The following is a 13,900-nucleotide window of genomic DNA, read 5'->3' as shown; positions in this document are numbered from 1 at the left end:
CGTCAGGGGTGTCCGCCGGCGCCCGGAGCAGGAAGAAGGTGGTCCGGCGCGGTTGCCCGGTCTCCGGGTGCGGGCTGTCCTCCTCGGCGATCCGCCGGATGACACGACCCGCTTCTCGGAGTCTGGCCTCGCGGGTACTGCGCCCGTCGATCAGCCGGCCGACGCGGCGGACCGGATCGCCTCCGGCCCGTCCGAGGCCGACCAGTCCGACGCCGCCGCGCTCCGTGCCGGCGCCCGGAACGACGCGACGGTGTGCCGGACGAAGCTCCGGACGCCCGGCGTCGTCCGGTCCCTCCGCCAGATCAGCCGCAGGGGCACGGCCGGCCCGTCCTCCAGGCGGATGCTGACGGTTCCCTCCGGCGCACCGGCGCCGTCCGACGGCGGGGCGGCCAGCGCAACCGCCTGCCCGATCCGGACCACCGCCAGCATCTGCAGACCGTCGCTCACCCGCGGTCCCGGCGTCCCCGGCAGCCCGTCCGGCCAGAGCCCCGGGGCGTCGAGCTGAGCACCCGGGCCCTGCCAGCCGAGGAGTGGTTCACCGGCGAGGTCGGCGATCCGCAGGCTCTCCCTCCCCGCCAGCCGGTGTCGGGCACCCACCAGTACACAGACGCTCTCCCGGCGCAGTACGACACTCTCCAGTCCGTGTTCCCCCGGAGAGACGCGCAGGAGGGCGATGTCGGCCTGACCCGAACGCAGCCGGTCGAGCTGGTCGTCGATCGTGCCGACGGTCATCCGGGCCGGATGCGACGGGGCGGCTTCGTTGTACGACCGGATCATCCCGTCCAGCAGCGCCGCGTCGCAGCCGGGGCCCGTGATCGTCACCGAGGCCTGCTGCTCGGCCGCCCGGCGTACCAGCGAGGTCACGTTCCCCGCCTGCGCCAGCAGTGTCCTGCCCTCTTCCAGCATCGCCCGCCCGGCGGCGGTGAGCGTGACACCTTTCGGGGTGCGCAGGAGCAGCGCGGCGCCCATGGCCTTCTCCAGGGCCAGGATCGCCCGGGAGAGGGCGGGCTGCGTCATCGCCAGTCGTTGTGCGGCGCGGGTGAAATTGCCCTCCTCCGCCACAGCTATGAAGTAGTGGACCTGCCGGATCTCGACGTCACCCATACGCACATGCTCCCACCTGAGGTCATGCCGGACCGGCATCGGGCCATGCCGGATCGGAACTTCCATCATCGGCTTCCGGCCTGTCTGCTGAAGGCACGGACGGAGGGCGCCCCGCCCCACGGACGAAGCATCGAACAGGAGCACGGATGACTGAGCACGCCCTGAGGGCAGTGGTGACCGCCGGCACCGGCGGCATCGGCCTGGAGACCGCCCTCGGACTGGCACGTCAGGGGTGGTACGTCACCCTCGTCGCACGCGACCCGGCCCGGGGAGAGGCTGCGGTGGCCCGCGTCGACGAGGCCGCCGGGCGCCGGGCGGGACGTTTCGTCCGCGCAGATCTGTCGTCGGTCGCCGAGACCCGGCGGCTGGGAGAGCGGCTCGCCGGTGAAGGCGGTCTTAACCTGCTGGTGAACAACGTGGGCGGCATGTGGACCGAGCGCCGGCAGAGCCCGGAGGGGATCGAGGCGAGCATCGCCCTCAACCACCTCTCGCCCTACGTCCTCACGGAGGCACTGGCCGACTCGCTCGCCGCGGCGGCCCCGAGCCGCATAGTCAACGTCACGTCGAGCGCCATCGCGGCGGCGCAGAACGTGTTCGACGAAGCCGAACCGCCGGGGCCCCACTACGGTCTGGCCGCGACGGGACGGGCCAAACTGGCCCATCTCGCACACTCGATGGAGCTCGCCGAACGTCTGGCGCCCCGGGGCATCTCGGTCCTCGCGGCCGATCCCGGCGCCGCCGCGACGGACAACGCCGCGCAGATGACCATCGACATCCTGCCGCCGGCGCTGCGTCCCCACTGGGAGGAGATCCGGAAGGGTGTCTCGGCTCCCGTCACATCCGCCGCGAAGGGTCCTCTGGCCGCCGCCACCGACCCGGCTCTTGAAGGACGCACCGGTCTGGTCGTAGGGCCCGACGGGACCGTGGACGACACGCTCAAGGCCTTCGTCACACCCGAGCTCACTGAGGCCGTGCGCGGGTGGACGGCGCGGCTCATGGCAACGGCCTCCCGGTCGTCCTGACCTCCTCGGCGGTCGCCGTGGCTCCACCCCGGGTGGCCGCCCCGGGGCCGGTGGGGGAACCTCCCGCTCCGCTCCCCCCACCGTCCGTCCGGGGAGGTGTCTACCGCACCAGGCAGGGCCGCTTGGCGTCGAACGTCCAGCCGGGTACGAGGTACTGCATGGCGTCGGCGTCGTCGCGGGCCCCCAACGCCTCCTTCCTGTAGAGCTCGTGGGCCGCGAGGAGGCGGTCCATGTCGAGTTCGACGCCCAGCCCGGGGGCGTCGGGGACGGCGATCTCGCCGTCGGCGATGCGCGGCGGGCTGGCGGTGAGCCGTTCCAGGCCCTCCTGCCAGATCCAGTGCGTGTCCAGGGCGTTGTACTCACCCGGAGCGGCGGCGCCGCAGTGCGTGATCATGGCGAGCGAGATGTCGAAGTGGTTGTTCGAGTGACAGCCCCAGGTCAGGCCCATGTCGTTGCACAGCTGCGCCACGCGTACCGATCCCTGCATGGTCCAGAAGTGCGGGTCGGCCAGCGGGATGGACACCGACTGCAGGGCCAGGGCGTGGGTCAGCTGCCGCCAGTCGGTGGCGATCATGTTGGTCGCGGTCGGAAGGCCCGTCGCACGGCGGAACTCGGCGAGGATCTCCCGCCCCGAGTAGCCGTCCTCCGCCCCGCAGGGGTCCTCGGCGTAGGCGAGGGTGCCCACCAGCGGGGAGCACAGCTCGACCGCTTCGCGCAGTGACCAGGCACCGTTCGGGTCCAGGGTGATCCGTGCCTCGGGGAAGCGGTCCTTGAGCGCGCGGACGGCCCTGACCTCGTCCGTGCCGGCGAGCACTCCGCCCTTCAGCTTGAAGTCCCGGAAGCCGTAGAGCTCGTAGGCGGCCTCGGCCTGGCGGACGATCGCCTCGGGCGTGAGCGCCTCCTCGTGCCGGACGCGGTACCAGTCGACGTCGGCGCCGGGCTCGCGGACGTACTCCAGGTCGGTGCGGTCGGGGTCGCCGACGTAGAAGAGGTAGCCCAGCACCCTTACGGAGTCCCGTTGCTGACCGTCGCCCAGCAACGCCGCGACGGGCACGTCGAGGTGCTGGCCCAGCAGGTCGAGCAGCGCCGACTCGACCGCGGTGACGGCGTGCACGGTGGTCCGCAGGTCGAAGGTCTGGGCGCCCCGTCCGCCCGAGTCGCGGTCCGCGAAGCGACTGCCGATCTCGCGCAGGACGCGCTTGTAGTCGCCGGCCTTCGAGCCGACGACCAGCGACTCGGAGTCCCGCAGGGTCCGGGTGATCTTCTCGCCTCCGGGCACCTCCCCCAGTCCCGTACGGCCTTCGGAGTCGGTGAGGACGACGATGTTGCGGGTGAAGAAGGGGCCGTGGGCGCCTGAGAGGTTCAGCTCCATGCAGTCGCGGCCGGCGACGGGATAGACGGCGAAGTGCGTGATGGTCGGCTGGTTCATCTGGTCGGGTTCCTTGGGTGCGAGAAGGGGCCGGGCTGGGGGGGGGGCGGGTGGTCAGAGACCGATGGCGTCGAGGGCCCACTCGGCCGCGAGGACGCCGCCGAGGCCGAGCACCGCGAGCACCGTCGTGTAGCCGGTGCGGACCTTGATCGCCTGGATGACCGAGAGGTTGAAGTACTCCTTGAACAGCCAGAACCCGGGGTCGTTGACGTGGGAGAAGGCGATCGATCCGCAGGAGACGGCGAGCACCATCATTTCGGGGTGGACGCCGCTGCCCGCCAGGAGCGGCAGCACCACGCCGGAGGCGGTGACCACCGCGACGGTCGCCGAACCGAGCGCTATGCGGAGGATGGCGGCGATGAGCCAGGCCAGGATGATCGGCGAGATCGCCCAGTGCTCGGTGATCTCCTTGATGTAGTCGGATATCCCGCCTTCGACGAGGACGTTCTTGAAGGCGCCGCCCGCGCCGATGACGAGGAGGATCATCGCCATCGCCTGGGCGGCCGAGGCGCAGGAGGCGCTGACGTCGGACAGGCTGCGTCCGATCCGCGGTCCGAACGCCCAGGCCGCGAGGAGGAGTGCGAGCAGGAGGGCGATCGGTGCCGAGCCGATGAAGGCGACCGCGTGCAGGAAGGGGCTCTCGCCGGGGGCGAGCATGTCGGTCACGGCCGCACCGGCGATGAGCACCACCGGGAAGAGGGCCACGAACAACGACCAGCCCATGCCGGGCATCTCCTCGTCGGTGAACTCACGCTCACTGACCAGGCCCTTGGGGATGGAGGGGTTCATCGCCCTGACGAACGGCAGCCGCGGCCACAGGAGCGCGACGAGGGCGCCGGCCGGTACCGCGATGAAGAGGCCGTAGAAGAGGGTGTGCCCGACGGAGGCGTGGAAGGTCGCGGCCACGGCTGTGGGGCCGGGGTGCGGCGGCAGGAAGCTGTGCATCGTGGACAGGGAGATCGACATCGGCAGGCCCACCCAGAGCAGGTTCACGCCGGTGACCCTGACGAGGGTGAACGCGATGGGCACGATGATGATGAAGGCGACCTCGTAGAACATGGTCACGCCGATGAGCATGGACGTGACCACCATGGCCACCTGGACCCCGCGCGGCCCGAAGGCGTCGAGCAGCTTGCCCGCGATCCGCTGGGCCGCCCCGGAGTCGCCCATGACCCGGCCGACCATGGCGCCGAGGCCGATGGTGAGCATCGTGTCGCCGATCTGGTCCCCGATGCCCTCCGAGAGGACGTCCGGGATCTCGATCGCCGGGATCCCCTGGACCAGCGCTACGCCGACCGCCACGAGCAGGAGTGCGGCGAAGCCGTTGAGTTTCATACGGGTCATCAGGATCAGCAGCACCAGAACGCTGATCCCGACCACGAGGAGCGGCATGTCAGTTCCCCTTTGAACTGTCGGACTGTGGGGGCTGTGGAACCTCGGGCCCCGGCCGGCCCCCGGCGGGAGCCGTCGGCCGGAGCGGTGGGGGCGAGGCTCAGGCGGTGCGGTGGCGGGCGGCGCCGACCAGCTCCAGCCCGGCGTCGAGGATCTTCTCCAGGTCGGCGAGGTCGGACGGGCCGGGATCGACGAGCGGGGCGCGTACGGGCCCGACCGGCAGCCCTCGCAGCCGGGCAGCGGCCTTGACCAAGGACACGGCGTACCCGGGAACCCGGTCGCGCAGCTCGACCAGCGGGACGAAGAAGTCGCGCAGCAGCTTCCGCGTCACCGCGTCCTCCCCGTCCCGCAGCGCGGTGAAGAAGGCGTCGGCGATCTCGGGCGCGAACGCGTGGACGGCCGAGGAGTAGGCGGGGACGCCCACGGTCGCGTAGGCGCGCGCCTGGATCTCGGCGGTGGCGGCGCCGTTGAAGAAGAGGAACCCGTCGGGTGCGGCGAGGGTGAGGCGCTGTAGCCGGTCGAGGTCGCTGTGCCCGTCCTTGATGCCGACGACCGTGGGGATCTCGGCGATCCGGCGCACGCTGTCGGCGGTGAAGGTGACCTGGCCCCGCTGGTAGGCGATCAGGGGCAGCCGCGTGCCGCCCGCGATCCGGCGCAGCTGCTCGACCAGTCCGTCCTGCGGGGCCGCGACGAGGTAGTGGGGCATGACCAGCAGGGCGTCGGCTCCGGCCTCCTCCGCGATGCGGGCGAAGCGCACTGCCTGCGCCCATCCGTAGCCGGTGCCCGCCACCACCGGCAGCTGCCCGCCGGCGACCTCGACGGCGGTCCGGACGACCGCGCGGTACTCGTCCTCCTCCAGGGCACCGAACTCACCGGTTCCGCAGGCCGGGAACAACGCACCGGGCGCGGTGGCCACCTGGGCGGTCAGATACGCCCTGTACGACTCCAGGTCGAGGCTGCCGTCCTCCCGGAAGCTCGTGAGGGGGAAGGCCAGCACCCCACCCGCCATGCCGTCCCGCAGCCGCTGGGCAACGCCTTCGGGGTCCACATCGAACCGCTCCACAGATCTCATCCTCATATGCAGATGGCGTACATGTATGAGAACGGAGGTTAGGCGGGTGAACGCGACGCGGTCAATGGGTGCGACAGCGCGGATTTACGATGTGGAGATGCAGGAGAACAGCGGGGTCCGCGGGGTGAAGTCGGCGTCCCGTACCGTCGCGCTGCTCGAACTCCTCGCCGCCCGGGGCGACCGGCCGGCCCGGCTGGACGAACTCGCCGAGGAGCTCGGTGTACCGCGCAGCAGCATGTACCAGCTGCTGCGGACCCTCATCGACTGCGGCTGGGTGCGCACCGACACGACCGGGTCCCTGTACGGCATCGGCATCCGAGCCCTGCACACAGGGACGAGCTACCTGGACAGCGACCCGCATGTGCGCGCCGCCCGCCCCTATCTCGACGAGGCCTCGGACGCGCTCGGCGAGACGATCCATCTCGCCCGGCTCGACGGCCCCAACGTCGTCTATCTCGCGACCCGCGAGTCCCACGAGTACCTGCGCACCATCAGCCGGGTCGGCCGCCGGATCCCGGCCCACGCCGGAGCGCTCGGCAAGGCCCTGCTCGCCGAGCGCCCGGATGACGAACTACCCCTATCCCAGGGGCCTCTGACGCCCCGTACGGAGAACACGCACACCGAACGCACCACCCTGCTCGCCGACCTCGCCGGTGTCCGCGAGCGCGGTTACTCCATCGACCGCGAGGAAACCGTGACGGGCATCGCGGGCTTCGGCTTCGCCCTGCGGTACGACGCACCGGCCGTCGACGCCATCAGCTGCTCGGTGCCGGTGGTGCGGCTCAGCGAGGAGCACGAGGCCCGGGTCGTGACCGTCATGCGGGAGATCCGGACCAAGATCGAGAGTGTCCTCTCCCCCGCCTCCGGCGCTCCCGACTGGCGCTGACAGGCCCCGCGCCCGCCTGCCGGGACACTCCGGGAACAGGCGGCGGAGGACCGGGGCCCCGCCCCTTTCGCCTGTCAGCGGCGGGGCACGTCGAGCGCGTTCAGGAGCCGGTCCACGTCGTCGTCACTCGTGTACGGAGCGAGGCCGACCCGTACACCGCCCTCCTCGCCCAGTCCGAGCCTGCGGGACGCCTCCAGCGCGTAGAAGGATCCCGCCGGCGCGTCCACGCCACGTTCGGCCAGGTGCCGGGAGACGTCCGCCGGCTTCCTGCCGGCCACCGTGAACAGGGTGGTCGGGGTGCGCCGTGCCGCGCGGGAATGCACCGTGACGCCGTCCAGCGTCGCCAGGCCGTCCTCGATGCGGCCGCGGAGCCGGTCCTCGTGCGAGGCGAGTGCCGTGAACGTACGGCTCAGGCCGTCCCGCCGGCCGCCGGCGCCGGGGACGAGTCCCGCGAGGAAGTCCACGGCCGCCGTCGCACCCGCCAGCAGTTCGTAGGGCAGCGTGCCCAGCTCGAAACGCTCGGGGACGGCGTCGCTGGAGGGCAGCAGCTTGTCCGGACGGAGGCTGTGGAGCAGTTCCCGCCGCCCGGTCAGCACGCCGAGATGGGGTCCGAGGAACTTGTACGGCGAGCAGACCAGGGTGTCCGCGCCGAGTGCGGCCAGGTCGACCTCGGCGTGCGAGGCGTAGTGCACCGCGTCGACGTGGAAGAGCGCCCCGGCCCCGTGCACCAGAGCCGCGAGGGCCGGGATGTCGGGGCAGGTGCCGATGAGGTTGGAGGCGGCGGTGACGGCGACGAGCCGGGTGCGGCCGGACAGCACGGCTGCGATGTGCTCGGCACCGAGCTCGCCCGTCGCGGGGTCGAAGTCGGCCCACCGGACCGTCGCTCCCACCGCCTCGGCGGCCTGCACCCAGGGCCGTATGTTCGAGTCGTGGTCCAGCCGGGACACGACCACCTCGTCCCCCGGCCCCCAGTCCTTGGCGAGGGTGCGAGCGAGGTCGTAGACGAGCTGTGTGGCACTGCGCCCGAACACGACCGAATCGGCTTCCGATCCGAGCAGGTCGGCCAGGGCCCGCCGCGCACCGGCGACGATCGCCTCCGCGTTGCGCCCGCCCTCCGTGAGCACTCCGCGGTTGGCGAGCGGGCGGGTGAGGGCTTCGGTGATCGCGTCGATGACCTGCTGGGGTGTCTGGGTGCCGCCCGGCGCGTCGAATCGGGCGGTCCCCGACTTCAAGGCCGGGAAGCAGGCACGGATCGCCTGGACGTCGAGGGTGTGACCGAGGTGGCCGGTGTCACTGCTCAAGGGGTACTCCGGGAAGGGGAGGTGCGGGCGGCGGGAACGGTGCGGGTCGGCCGACGCGATCCTTCGCCCGGGGGCGGTAGGCAGCCGGTCCGGCTCGGACGCACACCGAGCCGGACCAGGGACTCGATGCCCATGATGGCAGTACCCGTCGGGCCGACGACCGGCACGAAGGGACCGTCCCGGGCGAGGCGCTCCTGCGGCGCGGCCCCAGGGGCGCCGCCGTACGGTCAGAAGGGGTAGCGCTCGATGTGTGCCTGTGCGGTGATCCACTGCACCTCGGAGAAGGTGTCCAGGCTCGCCTTCCCCCCGAAACGGCCCCCCGTCCCGGATGCCTTGGTGCCGCCGAAGGGAGCCACCGCCTCGTCGTCCACCGTCTGGTCGTTGATGTGCACCGCGCCCGATTCGATCCGGTCGGCGAGCTCCCACGCGGCGAAGGGGTTGCCCGTGAGGATCGAGACGGACAGCCCGTGCTCGGAGGCGTTGATGATGTCGATGGCCTCGTCGACGGTCTCGTAGGCGACCACAGGGGCCACCGGGCCGAACACCTCCTCGGCGAACGCCGGGGAGGCCGGCGGGACACCGGTCAGGACGGTGGGCCGGTAGAACAGGCCCTCGTAGGTGCCACCCGCCGCGAGCTCGGCGCCCTGCTCGACGGAGCGCGTGACGATGGAGTGGATCCTGTCGCGCTGCCGCTCGTCGATGACAGGGCCGAGCGGGTTGGCCGGGTCGGTGGGGTCGCCCACCGGGATGCTGTTCGCCTTCTCGGCGAGCAGGGCGGCGTACCCGGCCGCCTGGGAGGCGTGCACCAGATGCCGTCCGGTGGCCATGCAGATCTGCCCCTGGTGCAGGAAGGACCCCCAGGCACCCGCCGAGGCCGCGGCCTCCAGATCGGCGTCCGGGAGGACCAGCAGGGCGTTGTTGCCGCCCAGTTCCAGGTGGACCTTCTTGAGCAGCGGGGCGGCTGCGGTGCCGATGGCCCGGCCGGCCGGCGTGGAGCCGGTGAAGGAGATGCAGGGCACGTCCGGGTGTGCGACCAGGGCCTCGCCCACGTCGGCTCCGCCAGGCAGGACGTGCAGCAGACCTTCGGGCAGTCCGGCGTCGGCAAACAGCTCGGCGAGAGCGAGGCCGCCGGAGACCGGGGTGCGCGGGTCGGGCTTGAGGATCACCGCGTTGCCCGCGGCCAGTGCCGGGGCCACCGAACGCAGGGCGAGGATGGCCGGGAAGTTGAACGGGCTGATGACACCCACGACACCCAGCGGGACCCGGCGCACGGCGGACAGGCGGGACTTCGAGCTGCGCAGCAGTTCGCCGTAGGGCTCCGAGGTCAGTGCCGCCGCCTCGTTGAGCTCGGAGACGAGCAGACCGACCTCGAACTGAGCCTTGCCCTGACCGGAACCGGACTCAGGTACGAGCCACCGCACGATACGGTCCGGCTCCGCGGCCAGCAGCGCGGACGCCTTGATGAAGACCTGTGCCCGCTCGGCGTAGCTGCGCCTCGCCCAGGCACGCTGCGCCGCCCTCGCCGTCGCGACGGAGGTGCCGACGTCCCCGGCGGTGGCCGCGCCCACGGTCGCGACGACCTCACCGGTGGCGGGGGCGGTCACGTCGAGGGTGCCGCCGGCGGCGGCGGTGCGCCAGGAGCCGTCGAAGATCTTCGCGGACCAGATCGGACCGGATACCGAGGGTGCGGAGTCTGTGCTGGTCATGGTGGGTTCCTTCTCGCGCGTCGGGATCGGGACGGCCGGCGGGGTTCGGTCGGGGACAGCCGGCAGGGTTCGGCCGGGGACAGCCGACGGGGGTTCGGCCGGCTCGGCCTGCCGATTCCACCACAGGGCTCGTACGCGGCGGTCGCCCCGACGGGGCGGGGCGGACGGCACCTGCGCCGCCGCGCGGCACTCACCCTCGGAGCGTGCCCGCGGCCCTCCAGCCAGGGTGCCTGATCAGCGGTGGGCCGATGCGGTGACGCCGCCGGCACCGCATCGTCCCTCGGCACACGTGAGCGGGGGCCGTCGCGTCCGACGGCCCCCGCTCCCGGGCGGTCAGCGGCACGCCGGGGTCCCGGCGTGCCGCCTCGTGCGTTACCGCTTCCCCGAGGTTTCCGGGGGCTCCGCCAGGTCCCGGACCGACGCCGGGACCGTGCCGCTATCCGGCGTACGTCTCGAACTCGGCGACCTTCGGGGTCCCGGTGGAGCTGGTGATCTCGAAGGTGAGCTTCTTCGACGAGGTCTTCGGGATCGCGATGACGCCCGCCCCGCTGCCGGAGGCCAGGACGGCACCGGTGTCGCCGTTGATGACCCTCCAGGACCCGATGCTGCCGGTGGAACCCGAGGCCTCGCGAATGTTGATCTTGGAGACGGAGGTGGCGGTTCCCCACTTGACCGAGATGGAACCGGTCGAGCCGGCCGGCGACCAGAAGGTGCTCATGTCACCGTCCCGCACATTGCCGTAGCTCGATCCACTGGCCTTGCTGGAGCCGTCGGCGCCGGCGCCGATGCTGAGATTGGTTCCGCTGGGCGGGGTGGGGTCGGTCGGGTCCGGCGTGGGGTCCGTCGGGTCCGGCGTCGGGTCGGTGGGGTCCGGGGTCGGGGTCGGGGTCTGCGGCGAGCAGTTCCCGTCCGACACCTTCAGACCCTTGTTGGCGCCGGCCGTCTCGGCCACGATCCCCGGCACACAGCTCGCACCGTCGAGCTTGTAGGAGTAGGGGATGCTGACAGTGGTGTTCGATGTCGGGTTGGGCCCTGCGGGCTTGTTGTCGGAGCCCGGGGCCGACCAGGTCACGTTGTCGAAGGTGTTGCCACTGACCTGCCAGTATCCGGCGGCGTCGGTGTAGAACGTGCCCAGGACGTCCTTCGAGTCCTTGAAGTAGTTGTTGTCCACCTTGGCACGCGCGCCGGCCCGGGAGTTGATGCCCGACTCCTTGAGCTTCACGTAGTAGTTGTTGTAGATGTGCGCGATGCCGCCGCGCAGCAGAGGCGCGCGCGAGTCGAGGTTCTCGTACAGGTTGTGGTGGAAGGTCACGTAACCGTTCGAGACGTCGGACTCGCTGGACCCGATGAGGCCGCCACGGCCGGAGTTGCGCAGAGTGCTGTAGGACAGCGTGACGTACTGCGTGTTGTCCTTCATGTCGAAGAGGCCGTCGTACCCCTCCGACTCACCGCCCGACGCCTCCAGGGTCGTGTGGTCGACCCAGACGTTGCGGACGTCGCTCTCCATGCTGATGGCGTCACCGCCGTTGGAGGTCGGCGAGCCGGACTTCTTGACGTTCTTGACGGTCACGTTCTGGATGATGATGTTGCTGGACTGACGGATGTGGATGCCCAGTTGATCGAAGACCGCTCCGCTGCCGACACCGACGATCGTGACGTTGCTGATCTGCTTGAGCTCGATCACACCGGCGGCGGTGTTGCAGCTGTCGCCCGACACCTTCGCGGTGTTGCCGTGGTTGATCGTGCCCTCGACCTCGATGGTGATCGGGGTGCTGCTGCTGGCCCGGCCGCAGAGAGCGGTGTGGATCGCGGTCCCCGTGGTGGCCCGCACCGTCTGCCCGCCGGCACCGCCGGTGGTCCCGCCGTTCTGGGTGGCGTAGCCGGTGGCGCTGCCGGTGACCGCGGCCGACGCCTCGGGCATCGTCAGCACCACACCGGTCGCGGCCGCCACGGCCAACGTGGCCAGTGCAGCGTTGAGTCGCAGTGCGCCTGGTCGTCTCATCTTCGTGTCCCCATTCATCTTCACAAGCTGTGTTGCTGCTCCATGCCGCGGTCGCAACGGCGAAGCCACCGAGGCCGCCGGTTCGTCACCGGGCGGCGCTCGTCGGCCAGTTGTGCAGGTACTTCTCGATGCGATCGGGCGGACGGAACCCGCCCGGCCCGGACGTGCGAGGTTGTCGGCCACAGCGGCGAACCGGTGTCGCACACCGTCGTTCCACTGCCGTCGACGTCCTGGATGAAGCCCTGGGCCTGACCTGTGGCGGCTCGTGCGCGCCCGTCGCGATGGCCGCCGCGACGGACGCTTCCACCGGACGTGACCCAGGAGGGGAAAGCGCTTTCTGCCCGCGACAATAGAGCTCGCGCCGTCGAACTGACAAGGTTCATGACACTTGCGGATCGGACTCATCACCGGTTCCCATGAGAACGGCCTGATCCCGACATTCATATACCGCTGACGCCGCGTACTCCGGCGGAACCCGGAAAGCCCCTCCCGAGCGGGACACAGCGTTTCGGGGAGGGGCGGGCCGGCCGGTACGCACCGTGGTTCGTGCGCGCCCGTTCGTGTGTCCTGGCGGTGTGGCTTCGTGGCCGTATCCGCTCCATGGCGTGCCATGGGCACGGTGAAGAAGGAATTCGGCGCGGGACAGTTCCGACGGCTTGCACTCAGGCGCGCCGCGGGGCGCCGTCGCCGGCAGCGGAGGCGTAAGGCCGAGGCGAGCGGCTCCAAGGCCCGCAGCGGGCTGGACTGGCTCGGACTGATGGTGGTCAGCTTGCCGGGACTGGCCGCGCTGGCCGCGCTGGCCGCGCTGCTGTTCACCTGGATGCAGGTGGGGCAGGCCAACAAGCAACTGCGGATCAGCGAGCAGGGGCAGATCACCAACCGCTTCAACGCCGCGATCACCAACCTGGGATCGGATTCCGTGGACGTGCCTCTGGGTGGTGTCTACGGCCTGGAGCGCATCATGCAGGACTCCGTCCGGGACCATCCCACAGTCGTCTCCGTCCTGACCGCTTACGTACGACGGCATGCGCCCCTGCCCGAAGCCGGCGTCGACAGGAAGCAGACCGTGGCGCCGGCGGTCACACTGCCGACCGATGTCGAGGCGGCGATGGGCGTCCTGGCCGAACGTCCGCTCGAGGTCGAGACATTCGGGCTGGACGTGAATCGCACCGACTTGAGGGGACTGCGGTCCGGGCAGGGCGGCAGCAGATTCGCCGGGATGATCTTCCAGGAGGCGGACCTGTCCGGTGCGGACCTGTCCGGTGCGGACCTGACCGGCGCGGACCTGACCGGCGCGGACCTGACCAACGCGGACCTGACCGGGACCGTCCTCCGCGGCTCGAGCCTGGCCGGCGCGACCCTGTCGGTCGCTTCCGTGTCCGGGGCGGACCTGAACGAGGCGAACCTGAACAAGGCGGACCTGTCCGGTGCGGACCTGACCGGCGCCCGCCTGACGGGCGCGGAACTGAACGGGGCCGTCCTGAGCAGTGCCGTCCTGAAGCGCACCACATTCCGCACCGCGAACATGAACGGGTCGAACCTGACCGGCGCGGACCTGAAGGGCGCGGACCTGACCGACGCGCGTCTGGCCTTTGCGGATCTGACCCTGGCGGACCTGACCGGCGCGAACCTGACCGGCGCGGACATGAGCGACGCGGACCTGACCGGCGCGATCCTGACCGGTGTGCGCCTCACGGGCGCGAAACTGGACGGAGTGCGCGGACTGCCGCCCTCGCGGCGCTGAGGCCATTCCCCTCGCCCGCCTCCGGGCTGCGCGCCGGAACGCGCACCGACGGGGACGCACCACCTGGAACGTACCGACGGCTGAGGTCGCGGCAGGGAGCGGACGGCCTCCGCCTCGCAGTGCTCTCGGTCCTCAGCCCTCCGCCTGCCTCTCCGCCTCCGCCCTCAGCTCCCCGGGCTCTTCCGGTTGCGAAGTCCCGTCCGGGGGTGGCGGGGCGTCCGACTGCGTCGGACGTTCGGCGG

The 13,900-nt window shown here is 71.2% G+C and carries 10 protein-coding genes; 3 read left to right on the top strand and 7 right to left on the bottom strand.

Annotated elements, in window-relative coordinates; all coding sequences use genetic code 11:
* Positions 1-150: 150 nt before the first annotated feature.
* Positions 151-1,104, bottom strand: coding sequence for a LysR family transcriptional regulator (locus HED23_RS09705; RefSeq protein ID WP_203182997.1), 954 nt, complete (start codon positions 1,102-1,104; stop codon positions 151-153).
* A gap of 146 nt (positions 1,105-1,250) precedes the next feature.
* On the opposite strand from HED23_RS09705, the gene HED23_RS09700 reads away from it, so the two are divergent.
* Entirely contained in the window at positions 1,251-2,126 is an 876-nt protein-coding gene (locus HED23_RS09700) for an SDR family NAD(P)-dependent oxidoreductase (RefSeq protein WP_203182996.1), read from the top strand.
* 100 nt (positions 2,127-2,226) lie between these two features.
* Here the strand turns inward: HED23_RS09700 and HED23_RS09695 are convergent, their stop codons facing one another.
* The 3 genes from HED23_RS09695 to HED23_RS09685 all read right to left on the bottom strand — a co-directional run bounded on the left by HED23_RS09695 (position 2,227) and on the right by HED23_RS09685 (position 6,019).
* A complete protein-coding gene (locus tag HED23_RS09695; protein WP_203182995.1) occupies positions 2,227-3,555 on the bottom strand; it encodes an enolase C-terminal domain-like protein in 1,329 nt (442 codons plus the stop codon).
* A gap of 54 nt (positions 3,556-3,609) precedes the next feature.
* Positions 3,610-4,947: a gluconate:H+ symporter gene (locus HED23_RS09690; RefSeq protein ID WP_203182994.1), complete on the bottom strand. Its 1,338-nt coding sequence runs from the start codon at positions 4,945-4,947 to the stop codon at positions 3,610-3,612.
* A gap of 100 nt (positions 4,948-5,047) precedes the next feature.
* Positions 5,048-6,019, bottom strand: coding sequence for a 5-dehydro-4-deoxyglucarate dehydratase (locus HED23_RS09685; protein ID WP_203182993.1), 972 nt, complete (start codon positions 6,017-6,019; stop codon positions 5,048-5,050).
* A gap of 97 nt (positions 6,020-6,116) precedes the next feature.
* Between HED23_RS09685 and HED23_RS09680 the strand changes: the two genes are divergently transcribed.
* Positions 6,117-6,905 (top strand): IclR family transcriptional regulator, encoded by a 789-nt coding sequence (locus tag HED23_RS09680; protein ID WP_203182992.1) that lies wholly within the window; start codon positions 6,117-6,119, stop codon positions 6,903-6,905.
* A gap of 74 nt (positions 6,906-6,979) precedes the next feature.
* Here the strand turns inward: HED23_RS09680 and HED23_RS09675 are convergent, their stop codons facing one another.
* The 3 genes from HED23_RS09675 to HED23_RS09665 form a co-directional block, all read right to left on the bottom strand.
* Positions 6,980-8,206 carry a cysteine desulfurase-like protein gene (locus HED23_RS09675; protein WP_203182991.1) on the bottom strand — a complete coding sequence of 409 codons (1,227 nt, stop codon included), beginning with the start codon at positions 8,204-8,206 and terminating at the stop codon, positions 6,980-6,982.
* A 227-nt stretch (positions 8,207-8,433) separates the two neighbouring features.
* Entirely contained in the window at positions 8,434-9,912 is a 1,479-nt protein-coding gene (locus HED23_RS09670; protein WP_203182990.1) for an aldehyde dehydrogenase family protein, read from the bottom strand.
* 436 nt (positions 9,913-10,348) lie between these two features.
* Complete coding sequence (locus HED23_RS09665; protein WP_203182989.1) at positions 10,349-11,914, bottom strand: pectate lyase family protein; 1,566 nt, start codon at positions 11,912-11,914, stop codon at positions 10,349-10,351.
* A 583-nt stretch (positions 11,915-12,497) separates the two neighbouring features.
* Between HED23_RS09665 and HED23_RS09660 the strand changes: the two genes are divergently transcribed.
* A complete protein-coding gene (locus tag HED23_RS09660) occupies positions 12,498-13,658 on the top strand; it encodes a pentapeptide repeat-containing protein (RefSeq protein ID WP_203182988.1) in 1,161 nt (386 codons plus the stop codon).
* Positions 13,659-13,900 lie beyond the last annotated feature (242 nt).

This window comes from Streptomyces pratensis (genome assembly GCF_016804005.1).
In the GTDB taxonomy this organism is placed as follows: Bacteria; Actinomycetota; Actinomycetes; order Streptomycetales; family Streptomycetaceae; genus Streptomyces; species Streptomyces pratensis_A.
This window is presented reverse-complemented; position numbering and strand designations above follow the sequence as displayed.

Coding starts and splice junctions, on each gene's coding strand:
- HED23_RS09670 (WP_203182990.1), bottom strand. CDS start 9,912: ATGACCAGCACAGACTCCGCACCCTCGGTATCCGGTCCGATCTGGTCC.
- HED23_RS09665 (WP_203182989.1), bottom strand. CDS start 11,914: ATGAGACGACCAGGCGCACTGCGACTCAACGCTGCACTGGCCACGTTG.
- HED23_RS09705 (WP_203182997.1), bottom strand. CDS start 1,104: ATGGGTGACGTCGAGATCCGGCAGGTCCACTACTTCATAGCTGTGGCG.
- HED23_RS09685 (WP_203182993.1), bottom strand. CDS start 6,019: ATGAGATCTGTGGAGCGGTTCGATGTGGACCCCGAAGGCGTTGCCCAG.
- HED23_RS09690 (WP_203182994.1), bottom strand. CDS start 4,947: ATGCCGCTCCTCGTGGTCGGGATCAGCGTTCTGGTGCTGCTGATCCTG.
- HED23_RS09695 (WP_203182995.1), bottom strand. CDS start 3,555: ATGAACCAGCCGACCATCACGCACTTCGCCGTCTATCCCGTCGCCGGC.
- HED23_RS09680 (WP_203182992.1), top strand. CDS start 6,117: ATGCAGGAGAACAGCGGGGTCCGCGGGGTGAAGTCGGCGTCCCGTACC.
- HED23_RS09700 (WP_203182996.1), top strand. CDS start 1,251: ATGACTGAGCACGCCCTGAGGGCAGTGGTGACCGCCGGCACCGGCGGC.